The organism is Humibacillus sp. DSM 29435 (genome assembly GCF_001758225.1).
In the GTDB taxonomy this organism is placed as follows: Bacteria; Actinomycetota; Actinomycetes; order Actinomycetales; family Dermatophilaceae; genus DSM-29435.
Window position 1 is genome coordinate 37,006 of sequence record NZ_MAST01000004.1, and the last position, 20,581, is coordinate 57,586.

General features: G+C 68.4%; 17 protein-coding genes and 1 riboswitch. Of the genes, 8 read left to right on the plus strand and 9 right to left on the minus strand.

The genetic code is table 11. The features are described from left to right. Positions 1–67 precede the first annotated feature (67 nt). From BA895_RS04025 to BA895_RS04055, 7 genes are all read left to right on the plus strand, one after another. The gene (locus BA895_RS04025) at positions 68–751 is read left to right on the plus strand and encodes a hypothetical protein (protein WP_217493815.1); all 684 of its coding nucleotides are present in this window, start codon (positions 68–70) and stop codon (positions 749–751) included. Between the two features lie 67 nt (positions 752–818). Then, complete coding sequence (locus BA895_RS04030) at positions 819–2,612, plus strand: proton-conducting transporter membrane subunit (protein ID WP_083282951.1); 1,794 nt, start codon at positions 819–821, stop codon at positions 2,610–2,612. Between the two features lie 143 nt (positions 2,613–2,755). Further along, positions 2,756–4,120, plus strand: coding sequence for an NADH-quinone oxidoreductase subunit C (locus BA895_RS04035; RefSeq protein WP_217493816.1), 1,365 nt, complete (start codon positions 2,756–2,758; stop codon positions 4,118–4,120). Continuing rightward, the gene (locus BA895_RS04040; RefSeq protein WP_070190612.1) at positions 4,121–5,014 is read left to right on the plus strand and encodes a ferredoxin; all 894 of its coding nucleotides are present in this window, start codon (positions 4,121–4,123) and stop codon (positions 5,012–5,014) included. Then, a complete protein-coding gene (locus BA895_RS04045) occupies positions 5,014–7,146 on the plus strand; it encodes a proton-conducting transporter membrane subunit (RefSeq protein WP_070190613.1) in 2,133 nt (710 codons plus the stop codon). Before BA895_RS04040 ends, BA895_RS04045 begins: the two co-directional genes overlap by 1 nt. A 201-nt stretch (positions 7,147–7,347) precedes the next feature. Beyond that, on the plus strand, positions 7,348–7,644 hold the full coding sequence (locus BA895_RS04050; protein ID WP_217493817.1) for a DUF211 domain-containing protein: 297 nt from the start codon (positions 7,348–7,350) through the stop codon (positions 7,642–7,644). Continuing rightward, the gene (locus BA895_RS04055) at positions 7,641–8,033 is read left to right on the plus strand and encodes a hypothetical protein (RefSeq protein WP_070190614.1); all 393 of its coding nucleotides are present in this window, start codon (positions 7,641–7,643) and stop codon (positions 8,031–8,033) included. The genes BA895_RS04050 and BA895_RS04055 overlap by 4 nt, the downstream gene beginning before the upstream one ends. Positions 8,034–8,078: 45 nt before the next feature. Here BA895_RS04055 and BA895_RS04060 read toward each other — a convergent pair whose 3' ends face one another. Together BA895_RS04060 and BA895_RS04065 are read right to left on the minus strand one after the other, a co-directional pair. Further along, on the minus strand, positions 8,079–9,620 hold the full coding sequence (locus BA895_RS04060) for a hypothetical protein (RefSeq protein ID WP_070190615.1): 1,542 nt from the start codon (positions 9,618–9,620) through the stop codon (positions 8,079–8,081). Next, complete coding sequence (locus BA895_RS04065) at positions 9,617–11,242, minus strand: DNA mismatch repair protein MutS (protein ID WP_139142507.1); 1,626 nt, start codon at positions 11,240–11,242, stop codon at positions 9,617–9,619. Before BA895_RS04065 ends, BA895_RS04060 begins: the two co-directional genes overlap by 4 nt. 118 nt (positions 11,243–11,360) lie before the next feature. After that, a riboswitch (Fluoride riboswitch) is annotated at positions 11,361–11,434 on the minus strand. Between the two features lie 264 nt (positions 11,435–11,698). Here BA895_RS04065 and BA895_RS04070 point away from each other — a divergent pair. Beyond that, positions 11,699–13,288 carry an HNH endonuclease signature motif containing protein gene (locus BA895_RS04070; protein WP_070190617.1) on the plus strand — a complete coding sequence of 530 codons (1,590 nt, stop codon included), beginning with the start codon at positions 11,699–11,701 and terminating at the stop codon, positions 13,286–13,288. 119 nt (positions 13,289–13,407) lie between these two features. On the opposite strand, the gene BA895_RS04075 is transcribed toward BA895_RS04070, so the two are convergent. The 7 genes from BA895_RS04075 to BA895_RS04105 form a co-directional block, all read right to left on the minus strand. After that, positions 13,408–13,995 carry a LysE/ArgO family amino acid transporter gene (locus BA895_RS04075; RefSeq protein ID WP_371327690.1) on the minus strand — a complete coding sequence of 196 codons (588 nt, stop codon included), beginning with the start codon at positions 13,993–13,995 and terminating at the stop codon, positions 13,408–13,410. Positions 13,996–14,244: 249 nt separating this feature from the next. Then, positions 14,245–14,730, minus strand: coding sequence for a hypothetical protein (locus BA895_RS04080; RefSeq protein ID WP_070190619.1), 486 nt, complete (start codon positions 14,728–14,730; stop codon positions 14,245–14,247). Positions 14,731–14,885: 155 nt separating this feature from the next. Then, positions 14,886–16,310 (minus strand): tryptophan-rich sensory protein, encoded by a 1,425-nt coding sequence (locus tag BA895_RS04085; protein ID WP_070190620.1) that lies wholly within the window; start codon positions 16,308–16,310, stop codon positions 14,886–14,888. A gap of 5 nt (positions 16,311–16,315) precedes the next feature. Then, positions 16,316–17,044, minus strand: a complete 729-nt coding sequence (locus BA895_RS04090; protein WP_070190621.1) for a CPBP family intramembrane glutamic endopeptidase — start codon at positions 17,042–17,044, stop codon at positions 16,316–16,318. Positions 17,045–17,096: 52 nt separating this feature from the next. Further along, a complete protein-coding gene (locus tag BA895_RS04095; protein WP_070190622.1) occupies positions 17,097–18,464 on the minus strand; it encodes a deoxyribodipyrimidine photo-lyase in 1,368 nt (455 codons plus the stop codon). Continuing rightward, entirely contained in the window at positions 18,464–19,792 is a 1,329-nt protein-coding gene (locus BA895_RS04100) for a cyclopropane-fatty-acyl-phospholipid synthase family protein (RefSeq protein ID WP_254666311.1), read from the minus strand. Before BA895_RS04100 ends, BA895_RS04095 begins: the two co-directional genes overlap by 1 nt. Continuing rightward, positions 19,789–20,580, minus strand: coding sequence for a DUF1365 domain-containing protein (locus BA895_RS04105; RefSeq protein WP_083282974.1), 792 nt, complete (start codon positions 20,578–20,580; stop codon positions 19,789–19,791). The genes BA895_RS04100 and BA895_RS04105 overlap by 4 nt, the downstream gene beginning before the upstream one ends. Position 20,581 lies beyond the last annotated feature (1 nt).

Here is a 20,581-nt window from a genome sequence, read left to right on the forward strand (position 1 = left end):
CGGATCATCGGCTGCTGCGAGCACAGCACCGATACAGACCGGATCGGCCGTGGCTTCAACGATGCACGTGGTTGCAGCAACGGGAGTCGCTGTTGTACCCACGGTGTTCGAGGGGGCTGCGAACACCGTGGCGGTCATCGTGTTGCTGCTGGAGTTCATGATGCTGCGTACGGCGTTGTTTCGTGCTCAGATTCGTCTGTACGCTTTTCAGTCGCTGGCGGTCAGCGTGCTGGCCGTGGTTGTCGCTGCCGGCCGCGACATCCCGGAGCTCTACGTGCTGGCCGTGGTGTCACTGCTGCTCAAGGTCATCATCGTGCCCAGGGTGATGCTTCGGTTCCTACGCGACTCGCGCGCCGAGATAGCCGGGAGCGGTGCGCTCGGGGTCGCCAGCGAGATCATCCTCGCCCTTGTGGTGGCCGGCTTCGGGTTCTTCACAGTGGGCGCTCTCGGCATCCAGTCTCCAGTGCTGCCGACGGCTGCGTTGGGTCTGTCGTTCGCGGTGGTGCTGGTGTCGTTCGTGCTGATGATCGTGCGCCGCGACGTCGTCAGCCAAGCCGTGGGTTTCTTCTCCCTCGAGAACGGCGTCTCGCTGGCGAGCCTCGTTGTGGCCGCGGGGCTTCCGCTGATCTTGGAGGTCGCGTTCCTGTTCGACCTGCTGGTGGCGGTGGTGGTCTTCGGGGTGCTGATCAGGGTCCACCAGACCCGCAGCAGCAGCCTGTCCACCGTCTCTCTGAACCGGCTACGCGGATGAGCCCGCTGAGCGTCTATCGGCGTCAGCTGAGTCCTCGCGTCCCCGGGGCACGGCGAGGGGGTGCCTCATGAACGTCGTACTGCTGCTGATCGTGGTGCTCCCGTTGCTGGCGATCGCGGTAGGTCTCGTGGTGGGCCGCCGGGTGACGCAGCTGGTGACCGGGCTGAGCGGAATCGCCACGTTCGGGTTGGCAATGGCGCTGATCCCCGGAGTCGGCGGCCACGAGATCGGCCACCGGGTCAGCGCGATCGGGATTCTGCGCGCCGATTCGCTGTCGGTGGTGTTCGTCCTGGCCACCTCGTTCCTCTACGCGGCGACGGCGATCTACTCCGTGGGCTACCTTGCGGCCGAGGCACGGCTGGCCGAGCGGTTGGGCGGGGACGAAGCGGCCGAGTTCGCCCGCTACAGCCGACGTTTCTACGTCGGCATGAACATCTTCGCCTGGTCGATGCTGTGCGCCCCGCTGGTCAACGGCTTGGCCCTGTTGTGGGTCGCAATCGAGATCACCACGGTCGTCTCGGCGCTGCTGGTCGCCATCGACAACACTGAAGGCGCGACCGAAGCGGCCTGGAAGTACGTGCTGATCGCCTCGTCGGGGCTGGGCATCGCGCTGCTGGCCACCATCGTCATGTACTACGCCGGCGCCCAGGCCATGGGCCAGTCCTACGATCTTGCGTTCGACCCGCTCATCCAATCCGCCCACGACCTGCCGGCTACCCCGGTGCGGCTGGCGTTCGTGCTGGCCGTCGTCGGGTTCGGCACCAAGGTCGGCTTGTTCCCGGTACACACCTGGCTGCCCGATGCCCACGCCGAAGCGCCGACCCCTGTCTCGGCGCTGCTCTCCGGCTCGCTTCTCGCAGTGAGCTTCTACGCCATCCTGCGCTTCTACCAGGTGGCCTTGGCCCGACTCGGACCGGCGTTCCCCCAGAACGTGCTGCTCGTGTTCGGGGTGCTGTCGCTGCTGCTGGCTGCGCTCTATGTCATTGATCAGAACGACATCAAACGCCTGCTCGCCTACTCGAGTGTGGAACACATGGGCATTCTCGCGATCGGCGTCAGCTTCGGCGCTCCGCTCGCGCTGACCGGGGTGCTGCTTCACGTGCTCGCCCACGCCGCAGCCAAGGGCAACGCCTTCATGGGCGCAGGGGTGCTGGTGCGCGCCTACGGCACCAAGAGCCTGACCACGATCCGTGGCGGCCTGGACCGGTTGCCCTGGTCGGGTCCGCTGTTTCTGATCGCGATCCTCGCCCTGTCGGCGTTCCCACCGTTCGGGATCTTCCGCAGCGAGTTCGAGATCGTGGCGGGCGGCCTGCAGGCCTCCCGCCACACCGGCGCCGTCATCCTGGTTGCCCTGGTGACCCTCGCCTTCATGGGACTGGGCCTGGCGACCACCCGAATCCTGTTCCACTCCTCTCACCCTGACAGCAGCACTCACCCTGACGACATCCCGGCCCACGACGACGACGGCCAGGCGGTCGACGTCCGAGCAACCCGGCCCAGGACGACCCTGGTACCGCCGCACAACTCGAACAACCCCGACACCGACACGGTGTTGTCCGGCGTGGCTGCTGCCACAGCTACCTCGGTCCGGGTGACGAGCGCACGAGGTCTGTTCGCAGCGCACCCGGCTGGCGCTCGCCAGCCGGGGGAACGGGTCAGCGCCGCCGCAGACGATCCCAACGAGCGGCTCGTCGACGAGATGGCAAGGACGAGCTCTGGCCGTGGCGAACCCAGTATCTGGATGGTCATCCCACCCGTCGTCGGAGTCTTGATCCTGCTCGTGCTCGGTGTTCACCCACCCGCAGCGTTGGTGGAGTTGCTGGAGCATGGGGCCGCGCTGCTGGTCGGAGGTGCCCAGTGACCGCCCGGCCCATCTCTCGAGACGTCGGGAAGAGTCATGACGTCGGCTCGTGGCGCGCCGACATCTTTGAGCGAGTCGCTAACGACGCGAGATTCGCCGGGCTGTTTGCTACCAGCCGCGACACCAGCACCACCCTGACCGCCGTGCTTGTCGAAGCCGAGAAGGTCATCGCCGTCGACACCGATCTCACTGAAGACCATTACCGGTCGCTGACCGAGCGGGTGCCCGCCGCGTTCTGGTACGAACGGGCCCTGCACGAGCTGTCTGGGATCACCCCCCTCGGGCATCCCCGGCTCGACCCGCTGTTGCTGCCCAGTGAGGCCACCACGCATCCGCCACGTCCCGGTGGGGCCCCCGCCCGCACCGAGGGGCTCACTCCGGCCGAGCTGAAGGGCCCGACAGATGTGTCCGGGTACGGCATGTTCACCATCCCGCACGGCCCAGTGCGCTCCGGGGTGTTCGAGTCTGTCGAGTACCTCATCGAGACCCCTGGCGAAGATATCCCGCACCTCAACATCCGTCCGCACTACAAGCACCGCGGCATTGCCAAGGCCTTCGAGGGCTTGACCGTCGATGACGGGGTCCTGGTGGCCGAACGGGTCGAGGGCATCTCCGGTGTCGCGCACGCGCTCGCGTTCTGCCACGCTGTCGAGGCCCTGGCTGGTCTCACCATCGATGAGCACACCGGCCTGGTGAGGGTCGTGTACGCCGAGCTGGAACGGATCGCCAACCACCTCGACGTCGCGATGCGGCTTTGCGATGCGGCCGGGTTGGCGGTGGCTACTGCGCGCTTCGGCTGGCACAAGGAACGGGTCATGCGGCTGACCTCAGGCCTGTGTGGGAGCCGCTTCGGCCGCGGCGTCATCGTCCCTGGAGGGGTGGCGAGCCGCCACGCCCAACCCGAGCCCGGCTGGGCGCAGCTCGATCACGACCTCATGAGGCTGCGCCGCGACGTCGAGGCCGACGCCCGCGTGCTGATGCGCACCGCCTCGTTCCTGGACCGACTGCGCACGACCGGCATCCTGCAACCCGATCTGGCCCGCCGATGGGGGGCCCTCGGTCCGGTCGGGCGCGCCAGCGGCGTCGATGACGACCACCGCAGAGTGCGGCCCTATGACGGGTACCGGCAGCTCGACGTGCCGGCGGTCGACTCCGGCGCCGGCGACGCGCAGGCTCGGCTCGCGGTGCGGTGGCAGGAGATCTCGGCCGCGTTCGACCTGCTACATGCCGCTATTCCTACCCTGGCCGGGCAACCGGTGGCTGCCCCTGCCGCAACCAGGGCCTTCACGGTGCCCGACGGGCGAGGCTTCGGCGTGGCTGAGGCAGCCCAGGGCGAGGCGCTGCACAGCGTGGAGATCCGCGACGGACTCGTCGTGAGGTGTTTCGCCCGCTCGGCGTCGCTGCACAACCTGGCCCTGTTTCACGACGTGTTCCACGGCGACATCTTCACCGACTTCCCCTTCATCGAGGCCAGTTTCGGGTTGTCCATCGCCGGGGCGGCGATGTAGATGCCCTGGGTCACCCGAGGACTTCGTAACGGCGTCGTCACCAGCCGCTGGCCTCGCCACGCCGATGACTACTTCGATACCTTCCCCGCGGCGGTCGATGTGAACCCCGACCCGTCCGTGCTGTCGCTGGAAAGCGTCGAGGAGATCGACGGGCTCTGCCCCACCGGGGCCATCACCATCGCCGACCCGCCCCCCGATGGCACGACGAACGGCGGTACGAACGGCGGTGCAAGCTGCGGGCAACGGCTGCCGCAGGTGCGACTCGACCGGGGCCGCTGCATCCTGTGCGGTCGCTGCGTGGCACAGCGGCCTGACCTTTTCAGCTGGGCCCCCGGCTCAGACACTGCTCGCCTGGAACGTGACCAGCTCGTCGTCGGGTCAGTGCCCGACACCGAAGACAACCTGCGCGCGGTGCAGGCCGAGCTGGCCCGGCGCGTACGGTCCTTGCGCCGCTCGGTACACATCCGCCACGTTGACGCCGGCTCCGACGGAAGCGACGAGTGGGAGATCCAGGCGCTGATGAACCCGGTGTACGACGTGCACCGGCTGGGGATCTTCTTCACCGCCAGCCCCCGGCACGCCGACATCCTGCTCGTCACCGGCATTGGATCCGTCGGCATGCTGGCCCCGCTGCAGCGCACTCGCCAGGCCATGCCCGACCCCGTCGTCGTGATTGCCGCGGGCGTCGAGGCGATCAGCGGCGGGCTGCTGCGCACCAGCTACATCGGCCGGGCCGGGATCGGTGAGGTGCTCGACGTCGACATCTGGGTTCCCGGCTCACCCGCCTCTCCGTTCAGCCTCCTGCACGCCATCCTGCTCGCCCTGGGCCGCCTTCCGGCCGTTCACCCGCAGGACACCCGAGCTGGTGGCAAGGCCGACGAAGGGAGTGGCTGATGCTGCTGCTGCTCATCGGCTTCCTTCTGCTGGCCCTGGCGATGCTGCTCGACCTACCCCGCTGGGCCGGCCGTACCGCCCAGCTCGCGTGGGTGTCGTGCACCGCGTCCGCTGTCGTCCTCACGGTCGCCGGGGCCCGCGCTCTCACCGACCGACCATCGACGCTGAACCTGGGATCGCTCGGCGGCCTCGGCACCGCCCGGCTCAACGTAGACCGGTTGTCTGGGCTGTTCCTGCTGCTGTGCTTCGCCATCGCCACCCTCGTGCTGCTCGCGGCCACCGGACTGATCGCCAGTGTGGAGCGACCTCGACTGGCCGGCAGCGTCGCTCTGTGTCTGTCCGCCGTTGCGCTTGTTCTCACCGCGCAGAACGTATTCGTGTTCCTGTTCGGCTGGGAATCGCTCACCCTGGCCTTCTACCTGCTGTCGGGTCACGACCGGCATCTGCCCGGCCGCGGCCGCGCGGCGATGCTCGCCGGAGGTTTCGGCAAGCTTTCGGGCGCCCTGCTGATGCTCGGCTTCCTGATCTTGGCCGCTCACGCCCATTCCTTGGACTTCACCGCCATCGCTGCCAACCACGGGGGGCCGACCTCGTCCGTCGGATACGTGCTGCTGCTGTTCGGGTTCGGGATCAAGGTCGGTTGGGTTCCGCTCCAGATCTGGCTGCCCCCCGCCTATGCCGCCGCGCCCGGCCCCGCCCGGCCCGTGATGGCCGCGGTTGCGGTCAACGTCGGCTTCTACGGCATGTGGCGCACACTGCAGCTCCTCGGTGCACCCGCAGTGTGGTTGGCCGTGACCGTGCTCATCATCGCCGGCGTCACCGCCATCCTCGGCATCGCCCACGCCGCTGTGCACCGCGACCTGGCCTACCTGGTCGCCTGGTCCAGCGTCGAGAACGCCGGAGTCATCACTGCTGGCTTCGGTGCCGCCCTGGTCGGTGCGGTCGCCCACAACGACAAGCTCGTTGCGGTCGGCCTGCTGGCCGGATTCCTGCAGATCACCGCCCACGCCGTCGGCAAGGCCACCCTGTTCGTCGCGACCGCCGTGGCTGAACAAGACCTGGGCACCACCGACCTGAACCAGCTGCGCGGGGTCGCTCGCCGGCTGCCGTGGACCGGCGCCGGCCTGGTCGTCGGCTCACTGACGCTGGCGGGGCTACCCCTGACCGCCGGCTTCGCCTCCGAGTGGTTCACGCTTGAGGCGCTCATGCAGCAGTTTCGCATCGATGGCACGTCGATGAAGTTGGCGACCGCGTTCGCCGGCGCCCTTGTGGCGCTGACCGTAGGGGTAGCCGGGGTGACCTTTGTGCGGCTGGTGTCGCTGACCGCCTTCGGTCACCCCGGCACCCCCCAGGCCGTTCTGCACCGCTCGGAACATCGGCCGCTGCTGCGCCTTGGGGTCGGGGCTCTGGTGGTCGCGTGCATTGGGCTGTCGGTGCTCGCCCCACTCGAGGTCCGGGTCGTCGGCGTCGGACTCGCGCAGCTGACCGGCAGCCTCGTCGACGACGCCAGACCCTCGCCGTGGGTGCTGCAACCGGTCTTTGCCGACTTCTCCGCCCTGTCGCCGACCTGGCTGTCGATCGTGCTCCCGCTGATGTTCCTCGCGATCGCCGCCTTCACCATCATCGTGTCTCGCGGAGGTCTGCTGCGGGTGCGGCGAGTGCCGGTCTGGACCTCGGCGTCCGTCGGCGTCACCCGCCAGACCCAGTACACCTCGTTCGGCTACGCCAACGTGATGCGCAAGGTGCTGGCCAACCTGCTGCGCACCAGGTCCGAGCTGCGCGTCAACGACCTGCTCACCAGGTCGACCGGTGACCCTCGGACCGCGGCAGGCGTCACACCCGCAGCCGTCGTCGCCTCCGCCGACGGCAACCGCAGCGACGCCGTCAGGGGTGCGCCGGGCCCGGACACGGTCACCCTGCCGACCCCCAGTGAAGTCGCCGAACCCGGCCTGGGTTACCGCGTCGATGTCGTCGAGGTCATCGAACGATACGTCTACCTGCCGCTCGCCGCCTCGCTGTTCGCCGTGGTCACCCAGGCGAAGCGACTGCAGTCGGGCCGCCTGGACGCCTACATGGCCTACATGCTCATCGCTGTCGTCGCGGTGCTCGCCGTCGTCGCCGGCACGGCCTGATCAGGACAGCCCGCAGCCTACGCAAAGAAGATCGAGAAGCATGACCCCACCCCTCGTCGAGGCTTCGAGGCCCAGCCTCCATCTCAGCAGCCAGGCCGAGCATCCCCACGAGCACGCAGCCACGCGCCACACCCCAACGTCAGCGGTCTGGTTGCGAGCGCCCCGCCCCGGGGGAGCGCTCCGCGAGAGTCGGCAGGGGACGTGAACGTTCGCCGGCTCCAGCTTGACGTCGACAAAGCCGTCGCCCGCCCCGACCTGCTCGATCTCGCCCAGGCGATCAGCACGGTTCATGGCGTGGAGGCGGTCAACATCACCGTCACCGATATCGACGTCGAGACGATGGGTACCGGGGTCACGATCGAGGGCGACAACATCGACGTCAACGGGGTGTTCACCGCTTTCGAGAAGGCCGGCGCGGCGCTGCAGCATCGACGAGATCGTCGTAGGCGACCGGATCATCAACCGGGTACCACGCGTTCGGTGAACGTCCACCAGTGAGCGTCGGTCCACGCAACTGGCGCAGACGTCTGCTGCTGCCGTTGTCGCTGGGGATCGCCGATGGCATCCTCAATGTCCTGACGCTTGCCTCCGCTGCGGTTCTGCACGGCCGGGGCCTCGACGCAGGGCTCGCTACCCGAGTGGGCATGGACGCGTCCGTCTCCGCGATCTTCACCGTCTTCGTCGCCGAACACGGACAGCTCCGTGCCGAGCTGTCCCGCGCCGAACACGAGCTGAGCCTGACCGAGTCCGGGCGCCTGGCGTCCGGAGCCCTCGGCAGACAGGTGGCCCGCGAGGCCGTCGAGGCCGCTCTGGTGGCGAGCATCGCCAACTTCGCCGGTGCCATCGTGCCGCTACTGGACGGCGCCCACGATGGATCATCGCCATGATGGTCTGTGGCGGGGTGGTCGCTGCGATCGGCACGGTGCTCGACATCACCTAGCGGCCGATGGTGCGGCCGCGGGGGAGGTCGCCTCCTGGGCCACGAACGTGTTCGCGTAGAGGTCCTGTCCGAAGCTGGTCGGTAGGGGCGCTGCCTCACGTAGCCGACAGGAGCGGGAGCCGTCCGCGCTCCGCTCGGCCCGCAGGAACAGCGTGGACCGGGCGTACTCCTGCTGGAACCGGTGGCCAAGTTCGTAGAGGTGGGTCACGAACACGACCGCGATGCCGACGTGGTTGAGGGCGCGCAGAATATCGGTGGCGATCTCGGTGGCTTCGCGTTCGTTGGTGGCGGCGAAGGACTCGTTGAACAGCAACAGGCCGTCGGGGCGAACACAGGCGGCGATGCTGCTCATACGCTGGAGCTCTTCGTCGAACTTCCCGGTGGTCATGGAGGCGTCCTCTTCGCGGGCGTAATGGGTGAATACCCCCGTGACGGTGCTGGCCGAGAACGACCGGGCCGCCACCGGCATGCCGGCCTGCATCATCACGTGGGCCATCCCCACGCTGCGCAGGAACGTGGACTTTCCGCCCTGGTTGGCGCCGGTGATGATGATCAGCGGTTTGCCGTCGGCGTCCAGGTCGTTGCCCTGCACTGGGTTGGGGGATCGCAGCGCGAGACAAGGGTCGTAGAGGCCGGTCGCGGTGAGTGTCGCACTGCCGACGGGCTGTGGTTCGGGGCAGCACACGGGCAGGCCTCGGCTGGTCAGCTTCTCGTGCAACCTGAGGCAGCCGAGGTAGAAGGCCAGCTCGGCGCGCAACGCGACGAAGAACCGCAAGATGTGCTCGGCGGCTTGGGCGAGCGAGTCGGCGGCGAGCGTGAGGATGCGGTCACGCATTCCGGCGAGGTCCTCGTGGGCTCCATTGTCGTTGTGAGGCATGGTGCGGCTGAAGTAGGGGTGCTTGACGGGCGGATGCCGGGGCAGCAGTCGGTTCTGGTGCTCCGGGTGGGGAACCCGCAGCACGTAGTCGACGCCCTCGTTGCGACGGCCCAGGTGCGCACTGGCGACCAGGCCGTCCTGGAAGCGCAGGGTGCGCAGATGATCGGCGATCTCAGCGAAGTAGTCGTCGTCGAGCTCAGCGTCGAGGGTGGCGAAGAAACGCGTGAACGCCGGGGACGTGAACGCGGCTGCGTGGTGTTCGGACAATCCGTGGAGGCGTTGCAGGATGGAGACGAACAGGTTCACGGAGTTGACCGAGCGGTTGAGCAGGGCTTCGCTGCTCCTGCTGAAGTAGCTGGCCCGATAGATCTCGTGCTCCTGGTCGACAGCCAGCCCGGCCATCTTGTACAGGTCGCGCACCACGGCCGGTTGGGCCCGGCAGTCGGCGAGGGTCTGCCCACGGTAGAGGATCTGGCCCGGGTCGGTCAGCAGGGCGAGGGTGGCGGCGCGGATCGAGGCATGGACGACCTTGTCGCCGTCGGCGGCGGCCGCCCAGAGCGTGGCCAGGTCAAGATCTTGGATCAGGTCGGCCTCACCGGGCTGCTGGTCGTGTTCGGGGTCGAAGTCGCGGTCGTGGAACATCAGCAATGCTCTCATCGGCTCAGCTCCTCGACGAGGCGGTCGAACCCGAGACCGTATTTGTCTGCGATGGCGCGTGCGTACGCGCGGCCGTCGGCTGGTTGCCGAACAACCTTGTGGGTCCGGGTGGCTGGGTCGTCGGGAACGACAGTGCTGACCATGCTGACGGTCTTGTCGTTGAGGGTGGCCAGCTCATCGAGGAACGTGACGCACACGCACAGTGCGTCCAGGGCTGACACCTGCTGAAGGATCTCGCGGCTCATGAACAGCGCGTCCGCGGCAGTGGTGGAGTTGAACATCTCATTGAGGATGATCACGCTGGCCGGGGTAGCGGCGGCGAAGTCATCGCGCAGCCGGTTCAGCTCGGTCTGTAGCTTCCCGGTCATGGTGGTGCTGTCTTCAGTTCGGTTGAAGTGGGTCAGGATCTGGTCGCAGACGAACAGTCGGGTCTCGCGGCCGGGAACGGGGCAGCCCAGCCGGGCGAGGTAGTGCAACTGCCCGAAGGTGCGGGCCAGGGTGGTCTTGCCGCCGTTGTTCGGACCCGAGATCACGAGGATGCGTTCAGCACCGGTCACGGTGATGTCGTTGACCACGATCTCGTGTCTTGCCTCGGTCTGATGGGCGGCGCTGCTCGCCACGTCGGCCGATTCGTGCGCGGGGGCCGGAACGCGGTTGGGCAACAGGCGCAGCTTCTGGGCCAGGGCGAGGTCGAAGGTGTCGAGGGCCTGTTCGCTCTTGTCGGTGTCGGACAATCGCGGATAGCTGAAGGCCAGTCCAGCTGCCCGCAGCGGCGCGATGTAGTCGAGGTAGGAGAGGTAGAACTGGATATCGCCGTCGAAGCGGGCGATCACCGGGTCGAGATAGTCGGCGTGCTCGCCACAGAAAGCATCCAGGGCGGCAAACACGTCGGGGTAGAGCTGTGCGACGAGGTCGAGGATGCCGGTGCCGGCGTAGGCCTCCCACAGTCGGGGCTGAGCCCGCGCGCTGCTCCTGGGCTGCCGTTGGAACCGAGCGAACGTGGCCGCAACCTGCTTGCCGTAGTCGGCCTCGTCGTCGTCGCCGGCCACGGTGATGCGGTCGCCGCGGATGACGACGATGTAGTGCACGCCGTCCAACGCGGCTTCCAGCCGTAGAGTCTCGTCGTGCAGCGCAAGGAACCCGGCCGAGCTCACGTATTCGTGTAGGTATCCGGCGAGGTCGCCTAGGCCGCGGGAGCGGGGTTCGCAGAACTCCAGACCATCGGCGAGCTGGAGCACGGCCTGGCAGTACTCCGCGACGGCGTTGAGGAAGAACCGGGTGCGGTAGTAGTGCTGCTGTCCGTGGTCGTCCTCTCGGATCTCTTTGGTTCGATAGCGAAACTGGAAGACCAGCCGCCGCTGAGCGAACGTGCGGACCAGGTCGCAGATGTTGGCCCGGTCGAGGTCGCGGAATATCTCTTGGCGGTAGCGCAGCGTGTGTAGGTCTCGCAGCTGACACCAGTACAACCCCGTCAGGGAGTAGTCGGCCTGGTTCGCGGTGACATCTGCAATGACCTGACCGAGGTTCAGGTCCCTGAAGAAGGCCGGCTCGTGCGATGGCTGACTGCCGTCCTGCTCCGTCGGGCGCTGCCCAGGCGGGTAGAGAACATCCGTTGTAGTCACCACGACAATCGCGGTTCATCAAGTACAACTACGCACCGTCTCAGCGAGGGCAACAGCCGGAATGAGTTCCACCAAGCAGAACACTGTGTCGAAAGCCCGCTGCGCATGGGTCCTCCTCCCATCAACAGGGGCCATCAGCAGGGCTGCGGTTCGAAGCTCACGCTCCGGGCGGGCGCCATCACCTGAGCCTCATTCTATCGCCGGTTCGCGCCGTCAAGCCAGGTCATGGCGGTCATGGCGGTTGCGTCCCCGACCGTCCCGCTGGCGGTCACCCAGGGATGACGCCGTTCGCGTCCGTGCGCCGGGGCCGCGGTGCGTCCGTCATCGTGATCATCGGCCCGGCACCCCACCCCCAGTCGAGTGGCCACTTTCGTACGGTCGAGTGGCCAGTTTCGTTCACGGTCAGGCGGTTTCATGGGTGGGGCAGTGTCGGTGGTCACCTCTAGAGTTTGAGTCATGAACAACGATGGTTCGCTTCTCGAGAGGCTCCGGCAGCAGCTGGCCGACCTCGAGTCGAGCCAGCGTGCCACCGGGGGCACCGCGGGCGCCGGGTTCTGGTCGACCCCCATCCCGGATGCCGCAGAGCCGGTTGCGTCGGATGCCGCAGAGGCGGCTCCGGCGGATGCCGCCGGCCCTGTTCTGGGTGCCACTGACCCAATCTCGCCGGAGGCCGCCTCGGCCGGCGAGGACGTGCCGGTCCGGGAGTTCCCGGCGCCGTTGACGATCCACTGGGCGAACTGGGCGAACGTGTCCGGTGCGTACGCGTCAGGGTTCGCGTTCGCGGCCGCGAGCCTGGACCGTCCCCAGATGGAACCGCACCGGATGAGCGAGCCTGACCTGCTCGAGTCAGTCACCCAGCTCGGCGCCGTGCAACACCACCGCGAGGTGAACCTGGTGCGCCTGGTCACTCAGCTCGAGGCCCGCGGCGTGGCCTCCCCGGGCGGGTTGTGCCGGGTCGACTGGTTGCGCACGGTCGATCCCACCCTGACCGCCACCCAGGCCAAAGCAGTCGTGACCTGTGGGGCGGCGTTCAACCAGCCTCGCTGGGCCCAGTTGCGCGACGCCGTCACCACCAGCACGGACGGGCGGGTGACGGTGGGTAAGGCCGCGCAGGTCATCGACTTCTTCCACCGCCTCAAGCCGGTCGCTGACCCCGACGACCTCGAGCAGGCCGTCACCCACCTGACCGAGGAAGCACCCGGGCTGCGGTGGGAACAGCTCGCGAAGCTGGCCCGGGAGCTGTCTGACCAGGTTCGGCCTCCGAAGGATGCTGAGGAGCACGACCAGAAACGCCGAGACGCGCGCGGCCTGTGGTTCACCAGCCCCAACGCGGCCGGGATGGTCGGAATGACCGGCACCCTCGACCCCGAAGGCGCCGCAACCCTCAAAGCCGCCATCGACCCCCTCGCCGCACCCCGACCCCTGACCGATGAAGACGGGGTCAAGATCGAGGACGACCCCCGACCACCCCACCAGCGCCGGATGGACGCCCTGCTCGACCTCGTCGCCCGCGGTGTCACCGCGCCCGGTCAGGCACCGAGCACGGACAAGGCCAAGATCGTCGTCACGATGGGCTTCGAGGCCCTGCGGGACTGGGCGGCCCGAGGCTGCCCACCCGATTGGGCCACGAGCAAGCCCAAACCGGGTGGTGGGTCGTGCCTGAGTGGGGACGTGCTCAGCGCGGCCATCGTGCGCCGGCTGGCGTGCGACGCCGCCATCATCCCCGTCGTGCTCGGCTCCGACTCCCAACCACTCGACGTCGGTCGGGAAGAACGCCTCGTCACCCGCGCCCTGCGCACCGCCCTCTGGCTCCGAGACGGCGGCTGCTCCTTCCCGGGGTGCTCCACCCCCGCGCAGTGGACCGACGCGCACCACGTCAAACACTGGGTCGATGGCGGCACCACCTGTTTGGGCAACCTGGCCCTTTTGTGCCGGCGACACCACGGCTACGTCCACGACAAGCGCCTCACCGCGACCATCACCGCCACCGGGGTCACCTGGCACACCTGGCAACACTGGCGCACCCGCGTCAAGGTCCGATGCTGACACAGGCCCAACCGACCGGTTAGAGGCAGACCCGGCATCCACCTGGCCTGGACGATCCTCCGCGCTCTGAGTGCGACGTTCGGGAATGGAGGCGCTCTGCCCGAGACCCACAGCTCAGGTCAGCTCAGCACGAGCACCACAGCGATGGTGAACATCACCAGCGCGATGGCGATGTCGAGAAGCTGCCAGGTGCGAGGTCTGGAGAACAGGGGGGCGAGAAAGCGTGCTCCGTAGCCGAGCGCCGTGAACCACAGCACGCTGGCGGTGATCGCCCCCGCCGTGAACCACCAGCGACCCGCACCTGAGTGTTGGTTGGCCAAGGAGCCGACCAGCAACACCGTGTCGAGATAGACGTGCGGGTTGAGCCAGGTGAGCGCGAGCACCGTGGCGAGCACACCGCGCCGACCCGGTGACTCTTCGGTCGCAGCAAGGGCCTTGGGGTGGCGGGCGTTCCGCAGACACGTGAGTCCGTAGACCACCAGGTAGGCAGCCCCGAGCCATCGCACCCAGGTGAGCAGGGCTGGGTGCGAGGTGACCACCCCTCCGACCCCCAGCACCCCGGCGACGACGAGCACGGCATCCGACAGGGCGCACACCACGACAACCACCCCGATGTGGTGGCGGGTGAGGCCGGTGCGCAGCACGAAGGCGTTCTGCGCACCGATGGCCACGATGAGCGTGAGCATGGTGAGAAAGCCGGTCAGCATCGTGGCCACGGTCCGACGGTAGAAGACCCAGCGGTCGCCTGACCCTCATGACCGTCGTATTCACCAGTCTTGGAAATTTCGTAGATCACCCAAGAGGTGGCGATCGTGTGCGGCGCTAGCGCCTCCGAAACGGGGCCCGCAACGAACGCAAGTGCTCAGACTGACCTGCACGGGGCCATGGTCCGCAACGCAGCAAGCCAGATGGCCCAGGGTGCGTCTACGCGCACCCTGGGCCATCCGAGCGGTGGATCAGCGGCAGCCGGTGCAGGAGACGGTGCCGGTTCCGATGTTGACGCGCAGGTTGCCGGGGTTGGCGTAGTAGGGGGTTGCGCCGTAGAAGTACGCGGTGCCGACGCGCTCAGACACGATGAGCTGGACGTAGTAGTTGCGCAGGTTCCCCACGATGCTGACCCCGGTGCAGCTGTTCCTGTTGAGCTTGCCGGACCAGGTGATGACCCACTGGCTGCCGTTCCAGTACTGAAGGTGGACGGGGGTACCTGCGAAACCCATGCCGGGCGTGAGGGACCGGAAGCATCCCTCGACGTAGCTCGCTGCCTGAGCGGGTGCGGCCGTGGCCATGCCGACCCCGAGCGGCGCGAGAATGGCGAGGAGCAGCCCGGTGGCGAGTCGCTTGAGGCCGCGTGTGCGACGGTTCGGCGAGCTGATGCCGGTGCTGAGGTCGGCACCGTCCTCAATGGAGCCCTGGCGGATGACGGCGGCGGCGGAGTGCGACATGAGGTGCTCCTCTGGACTGATCGGACCTTGTTGTCTGACCGGGTGAGCCCAGAGTGGGCGACAGCGCTTAAGAACCGCTTAAACCGTGGACGGACCCTCGCTCCGTCGACGGAAGACAGGGGCGGCCGGCATCAGGGCGCCGTGGCCGCACCCCCTCATTTGCGTCGAGGGTTGCGGCGCGCGATGGCTCCCGAGAGCACGGTCGCGAACCCGCACCACGCCGCGTAGGGCACCAGGGCCGCCCCGGCCAGCGGTTCCCGCTTCGCCGAACGGCGGGCCAGGTCGATCGAGCTGAGGGTGAGCGCGGCGCACTCGAGGGTGGCGAGTGCGGGCCGCTTGGAGCGCCAGAACAGCCAGCTCCACGCGGCGTTGAGCACCAGGTTGCCACCGACCGCTCGAACGTACGCAGACCGCTTGTCGGGTGAGTCGTCACGGTCGAGTGAGGTGAGGGTGGCGGCCGTGCTGACCGCCAGGTCGGCGTAGAGCGCCGTCCACACCACCGGGAAGGCAATGGCGGGAGGCTGCCAGTCGGGCAGGTCGAGGCCCTTGTACCAGTTCGAGCCGGGCTTGGTGGCCAGCGAACCCACCACGGCGCAGGCCGCGACGGCGGCCCCGGCGTAGAGCAGGTTGCGCGGCAGGGTGTCGGGGGCGGCACCCTTCATCGCCTCGGCCACGGCGTCGTCGAACGAGGTGAACTTTCCCTCGTGTGGCACGTACTGCAGCAGGTCGTTCTCTTTCACGACGACCTCGTGCACGAGGCTGCCGACCAGCGGCTTGGCCAGGCCGGGAGAGATCGGGGTGACCAGCCCGACCCAGTGGCTGGCCAGTCGCGGGGTGAGCACGGGCACGGTCACCATGACGGGCGGGCGCTTACCGACCACCTTCGCGAACCGCTGGATCATCTCGCGGTAGGTCAGCACCTCGTCGGCGCCGATGTCGAAGGTGCGGTTGATCTCGTCGGGAAGCTCACCGGCGCCGGCCAGCAGGGTCGTCACGTCGTCGATGGCGATGGGCTGGATGCGGTTGTCGAGCCATTTCGGGGCGACCATGGCCGGCAGCCGCGACGTGAGGTAGCGCAGCATGTCGAACGAGGCGGAGCCGTCACCGAGCACCACGGCCGCCTGCAGCACCGCGGTCGGCACCTTCGAGTCGAGAAAGGTGCGGCCGACCTCGACTCGTGAGGCCAGGTGGGGTGAGAGCACCTCGTCGTCGGGGTGGATGCCGCCGAGGTAGACGATGCGCTGCACGCCCTCCTGTTCGGCGGCGTCGGCGAAGGCCTGGGCCGCCTCACGGTCCCGTCGGGCGAAGTCGGGCTGGTCGTCCATCGAGTGCACGAGGTACCACGCCGCCCGGATGCCGCGCAGCGCCCGCACCATGTCCTCGGTCGACCCGACGTCGCCCTCGACGACATCGACGTGACCTCGCCATGGCTTGTCGGACAGCGAGTCGGCGTGGCGGGTCAGCACCCGAACCGACCACCCGGCATCCAGCAGCTTCGGCACGAGATGCCCGCCGATGTAGCCGGAGGCGCCCGTCACCAGGGCGGTGCGGTCGGGATCGTCGGTGGGGGCAGGGGTCATGCGGTTCACCTCGCGAGGGAGAGGACGGGGGGCAGAAGCAGGAGCATGCCGGTCGACCACGTGACGTGGGTGATCATCGGCCCGAGGAAGCCACCGGTGACCCGGCGTTGCAGGGCGGTGACCAGGCCGATCAGGGCGGCGGCGAGCACGAGCAGCGGGATACCGCTGCCGACGGTCGTGAGGGCGTAGAGCACCGTGGTGACGAGCACCTGGTAGCGAGGCAGGGCCGCGTAGAGGGCGCCCCGGAAGTAGAGCTCCTCAGCGATGCCGTTGAGGAAGGTGATGCCGAGCACGACGGAGAACGAGCCGACACGGGCGTGGTCGAGCAGCTGCTCGACCGGCTCGCGCAGAACGGGGATCCGGGCGACCGCGAGGGCGCCCAGCAGGAAGATGAGCAGCAACAGCAGACCGAGCACGAGGGACTGGACGATCGGACGCGCCTGCCGGTCACCGCGGCGGGTGTGGCCCATCCCGGCGTGCAGCGGCCCGGAGGCGAGGGCGCCGACCACCCAGATCGCGGCCAGCAGCAACGTGGCGAGGTAGAACAGGGGGTCGCCAGGAGTGATCCGCAGGGCCCAGGCCAACACTCCGCTGCCCACGATGAGGGTGAGGATGACGACGATCTGCCGACGGCGGAACACCTGAGGCGGGTCCCAGTGCTTGCGCTCCACGGGCTGTACGAGGGCCGCGGTGACGAAGGCGCGCAGCTCAGCGATGGGTCCGTGCTGGGTCATCGGCCTCCTGTCTGAATCTGGTCGGGCGTGAACGGCGAGAGAGCGGTGTTCGTTACCGTCGAGCCGCCTCATAGCGGCTCAAGGTCTTCTTGCGCTCGGCGTCGTGGTCGACGATGCGCTGCGGATAGTCGTGCTCATACCCATCCTTGCGCGCCCAGGGCTCGTGCGCAGTTCTGCCCTTGAGATGACGCAGCTCGGGCACCCAACGGCGGACGTACTCACCGTCGGGGTCGAACTTCGTGCCCTGGGTGATGGGGTTGAACACCCGGAAGTACGGGGAGGCGTCGGTTCCGGTTCCGGCGCACCACTGCCATCCGTGGTTGTTCGAGGCGATGTCGCCGTCGATGAGGTGGTCGAGAAAGTGGCGGGCGCCGACAGGCCACCAGACGTGCAGGTCCTTGGTGAGAAAGCTCGCGGTGATCATGCGCACGCGGTTGTGCATGAAGCCCTCGGCCAGCAGCTGGCGCATGCCGGCGTCGACGATGGGGTAGCCGGTGCGCCCCTGCTTCCAGGCCTCGACCCGCGCGTCGGTCTCGGGGCCGGAGTCGTACTCGAGGCGCTCGAGCTCGGGGCGCAGGTCGTGCCAGGCGGATGCCGGGTGCTGCCAGAGCACGTCGGCGTAGAACTCGCGCCAGGCCAGCTCGTTGGTGAACGTGTGGGTCGCCTTCGAACCACCCGCAGAGTGGGCGGCGATGTCGGCCAGGATGGTGCGGGGGTGGATCTCGCCGTACTTCAGCGGAGCCGAGAGCCGGCTCGTGGTGTCGTGGTCGGGCCGGTCGCGATCTCTCGCGTAGCCGTCGAGGTCACCGGTGAGGAAGGCCTCCCAGCGCTTCAAGGCCGCCTGCTCGCCGGCCTCGATCCGCTCTGTTGACGTCGGCTCGGGCAGGTCGTCGCTGCGGACGCCGTGGTGCCAGGGGATACGCGTCGGTCGCTCGGCCGGAGCCGGCCACCCGTGCTCCCGCCACGCGCGGGAGAAGGGCGTGAAGACCTTGTAGGGCGTGCCCGACTGGTTGACGACGATGCCCGGCCCGACGGCGTACGGGGTGCCGGTGGCCACGAGCTGTCGCCCTGCCGCCTGGAGGGCTGCCTCCACCGCCTCGTCGCGGCGGCGGCCGTACGGGGTGGTCTCGCGGGTGACGTGCACCTGCGAGGCGCCGACCTCGGCGGCGAGTTCGGGAACCACCTCGACCGGGTCGCCGGTGCGAATCACCAGGTTGTCTCTGGTGTCACGCGAGAGCGAGGCCAGCGACGCGAGCAGCCGGTCGGCCCGGGGCGTTCCCTCGTGCAGGAGGGACGGGTCGATGACGAAGACGGGCAGCACGGTGGTGCCGGCCGCCACGGAAGCGAGGAGCGCCGGGTGGTCGTTCAGGCGCAGGTCGCGTCGGAACCACAGCACCGACACCGAGGGTTCGTCTGCCATCAGGCCATTCTGGCCGACGCGGCGCCTTCGCGCTCGAGCCGGATCTGCGCGACGTCGAGGTAGCCGGTGCCGAAGCCCGCCTCGCAGTAGGCGAGGTAGAACTCCCACTTGCGGCGGAACGTCTCGTCGAAGCCGAGCGCGCGCACCTGCGGCCAGCTGGCGAGGAACTGGTCACGCCAACGACGCAGGGTCTCGGCGTAGTCGTGGCCGAACTCGTTCACCTCGGTGACGCGCAGGCCGGTGTGGGCGCTGGTGGTCTCGTCGATGGACTGGAGGCTCGGGATCAGGCCGCCCGGGAAGATGTGCTTCTGGATCCAGCCGTACGAGTGCTTCGTGGCGAGCAGGCGCTCGTGCGACATGAGGATGGCCTGCACCGCTGCCACGCCACCGGGGGCGAGGCGCTGCTCGATGGTGCGGAAGTACTCGGGCCAGTACTCCTCGCCGACCGCCTCGATCATCTCGACGCTGACCACGGCGTCGAACTGGCCGTCGACCTCGCGGTAGTCCTGGATGCGGATGTCGACCAGATCGGACAGGCCCGCGGCGGCGACCCGTTCGGCGGCCAACGCGGCCTGCTCGCGGGACAGGGTCACGCTGGTCACTCGTGCACCGCGTCGGGCCGCCTCGATGGCGAGCGTGCCCCAGCCGGTGCCGATCTCGAGCACCCGGCTGCCCGCCGTGACGCGGGCCTGGTCGAGGATGGCGTGCACCTTGCGCAGCTGGGCCGCCTCGAAGGGCTGCTCTGTCACTGGCGCGGCCCCGGCCGAGCGGTCGAACAGGGCCGAGCTGTAGCTCATCGTCGCGTCGAGGAACAGGTGGAACATCTCGTTGCTGAGGTCGTAGTGCGCCTCGATGTTCTTGCGTGATCCGAGCAGCGAGTTGCGCTGGGCCATCGGGATGCGGCGGTCGACGACGGCACGCAGCCTGAGCAGTCGCGGCGGGAAGGCCGTGGTCATCCGCTCGGCGAAGGGCGCGAGCACGGCGGCGAGGTCGGTTCCCTCGGCGGCCTTCCAGTCGCCGGCCATGTAGGCCTCGCCGATACCGATCTTCGGGTGGTGGGCGAGCCGTTCGAACAGGGCGGTCGGGCGCACGATCTGCAGGGCCGCGCGGTTACCGGCGGCGGGCTGGCCTGAGAGGGTGGAGCCGTCGGGCATCAGCATGTCGATCGGCACCCGCGAGGTGACCTGGGCCAGGATGTTGCGAGCGAGCCGCGCGCGGAGGCAGAGCACGCGAAGCGCCGGGCGCCGCAGACAGATCGGCTGGGTCATGTTGGTCGGCAGGTTGGCTGGCAGGTTGGCTGGCAGGTTGGCTGGCAGGGTGGCGGTCATCGGACGGCCTCCTTCGTGTGTCGTGGGCGGGGCATCACGGGTAGTCGGCGCAACCAGAGTCGGATGCCGTGAAGTCGGATGAGGGCTGTCACGCGCTGGGTCATGAGCCCGTGCCGGCGGATCAGGGTGGTGAGGGCCTGGGGGGTGGCGGCGACCGGTGCTCCGGTGGTCACCGCCGTGAGGATGCGTTCGCCGTCGCGGTCGAGGCGCACCGACACGGTGACGCGGTCTGGCCGCAGCGTGAGCTGAACGGCGTACGTGCCGGAGACGTCGTTGAACGGCGAGACGTAGAACGCCTTGTCGATGCTTGTGCCACCGGTCTCGTCTAGGTCGAGCAGGTAGGCGTGGCGCTCTCCGTAGGTGTTGTGCACCTCGAACACGACGGCGACGACGGTGTTGTCGGGTCGCACGCACCAGAAGACGGTGAGCGGGTCGAAGACGTGGCCGAGCACCCGGGCGTTGGCGAGCATGAGCACGCGGTCGTCGGGGGTGAGCGTGACACCTCGGGCCTGGAGGAACCGTTCGACGTCGCCCCGGAGGCCACCACCGAGACTCCCCGAGTCGAGGTGGTCGCGGGCGTCGAAGCCGGCGAACAGGCTGAGCGGCCAACGGAACCCGGGCAGCCGGTCGACGTCGACGAGCCACTGGTAGTGGGCGGTCGTGAAGGTGTTGGTCAGCGGGGCCCGACGGGTGTGGGTGACGGTGCCGTCGATGAGCGCCGGGAGGGCCGGCGGGTCGACACGAACCCCGGGGGCTTCGCTGGAGTGGGGTGCGGTCTCGTGTCGCACG

Coding starts and splice junctions, on each gene's coding strand:
- BA895_RS04030 (WP_083282951.1), top strand. CDS start 819: ATGAACGTCGTACTGCTGCTGATCGTGGTGCTCCCGTTGCTGGCGATC.
- BA895_RS04040 (WP_070190612.1), top strand. CDS start 4,121: ATGCCCTGGGTCACCCGAGGACTTCGTAACGGCGTCGTCACCAGCCGC.
- BA895_RS04045 (WP_070190613.1), top strand. CDS start 5,014: ATGCTGCTGCTGCTCATCGGCTTCCTTCTGCTGGCCCTGGCGATGCTG.
- BA895_RS04060 (WP_070190615.1), bottom strand. CDS start 9,620: ATGAGAGCATTGCTGATGTTCCACGACCGCGACTTCGACCCCGAACAC.
- BA895_RS04070 (WP_070190617.1), top strand. CDS start 11,699: ATGAACAACGATGGTTCGCTTCTCGAGAGGCTCCGGCAGCAGCTGGCC.
- BA895_RS04075 (WP_371327690.1), bottom strand. CDS start 13,995: ATGCTGACCGGCTTTCTCACCATGCTCACGCTCATCGTGGCCATCGGT.
- BA895_RS04080 (WP_070190619.1), bottom strand. CDS start 14,730: ATGTCGCACTCCGCCGCCGCCGTCATCCGCCAGGGCTCCATTGAGGAC.
- BA895_RS04085 (WP_070190620.1), bottom strand. CDS start 16,310: ATGACCCCTGCCCCCACCGACGATCCCGACCGCACCGCCCTGGTGACG.
- BA895_RS04090 (WP_070190621.1), bottom strand. CDS start 17,044: ATGACCCAGCACGGACCCATCGCTGAGCTGCGCGCCTTCGTCACCGCG.
- BA895_RS04095 (WP_070190622.1), bottom strand. CDS start 18,464: ATGGCAGACGAACCCTCGGTGTCGGTGCTGTGGTTCCGACGCGACCTG.
- BA895_RS04100 (WP_254666311.1), bottom strand. CDS start 19,792: ATGACCGCCACCCTGCCAGCCAACCTGCCAGCCAACCTGCCAGCCAAC.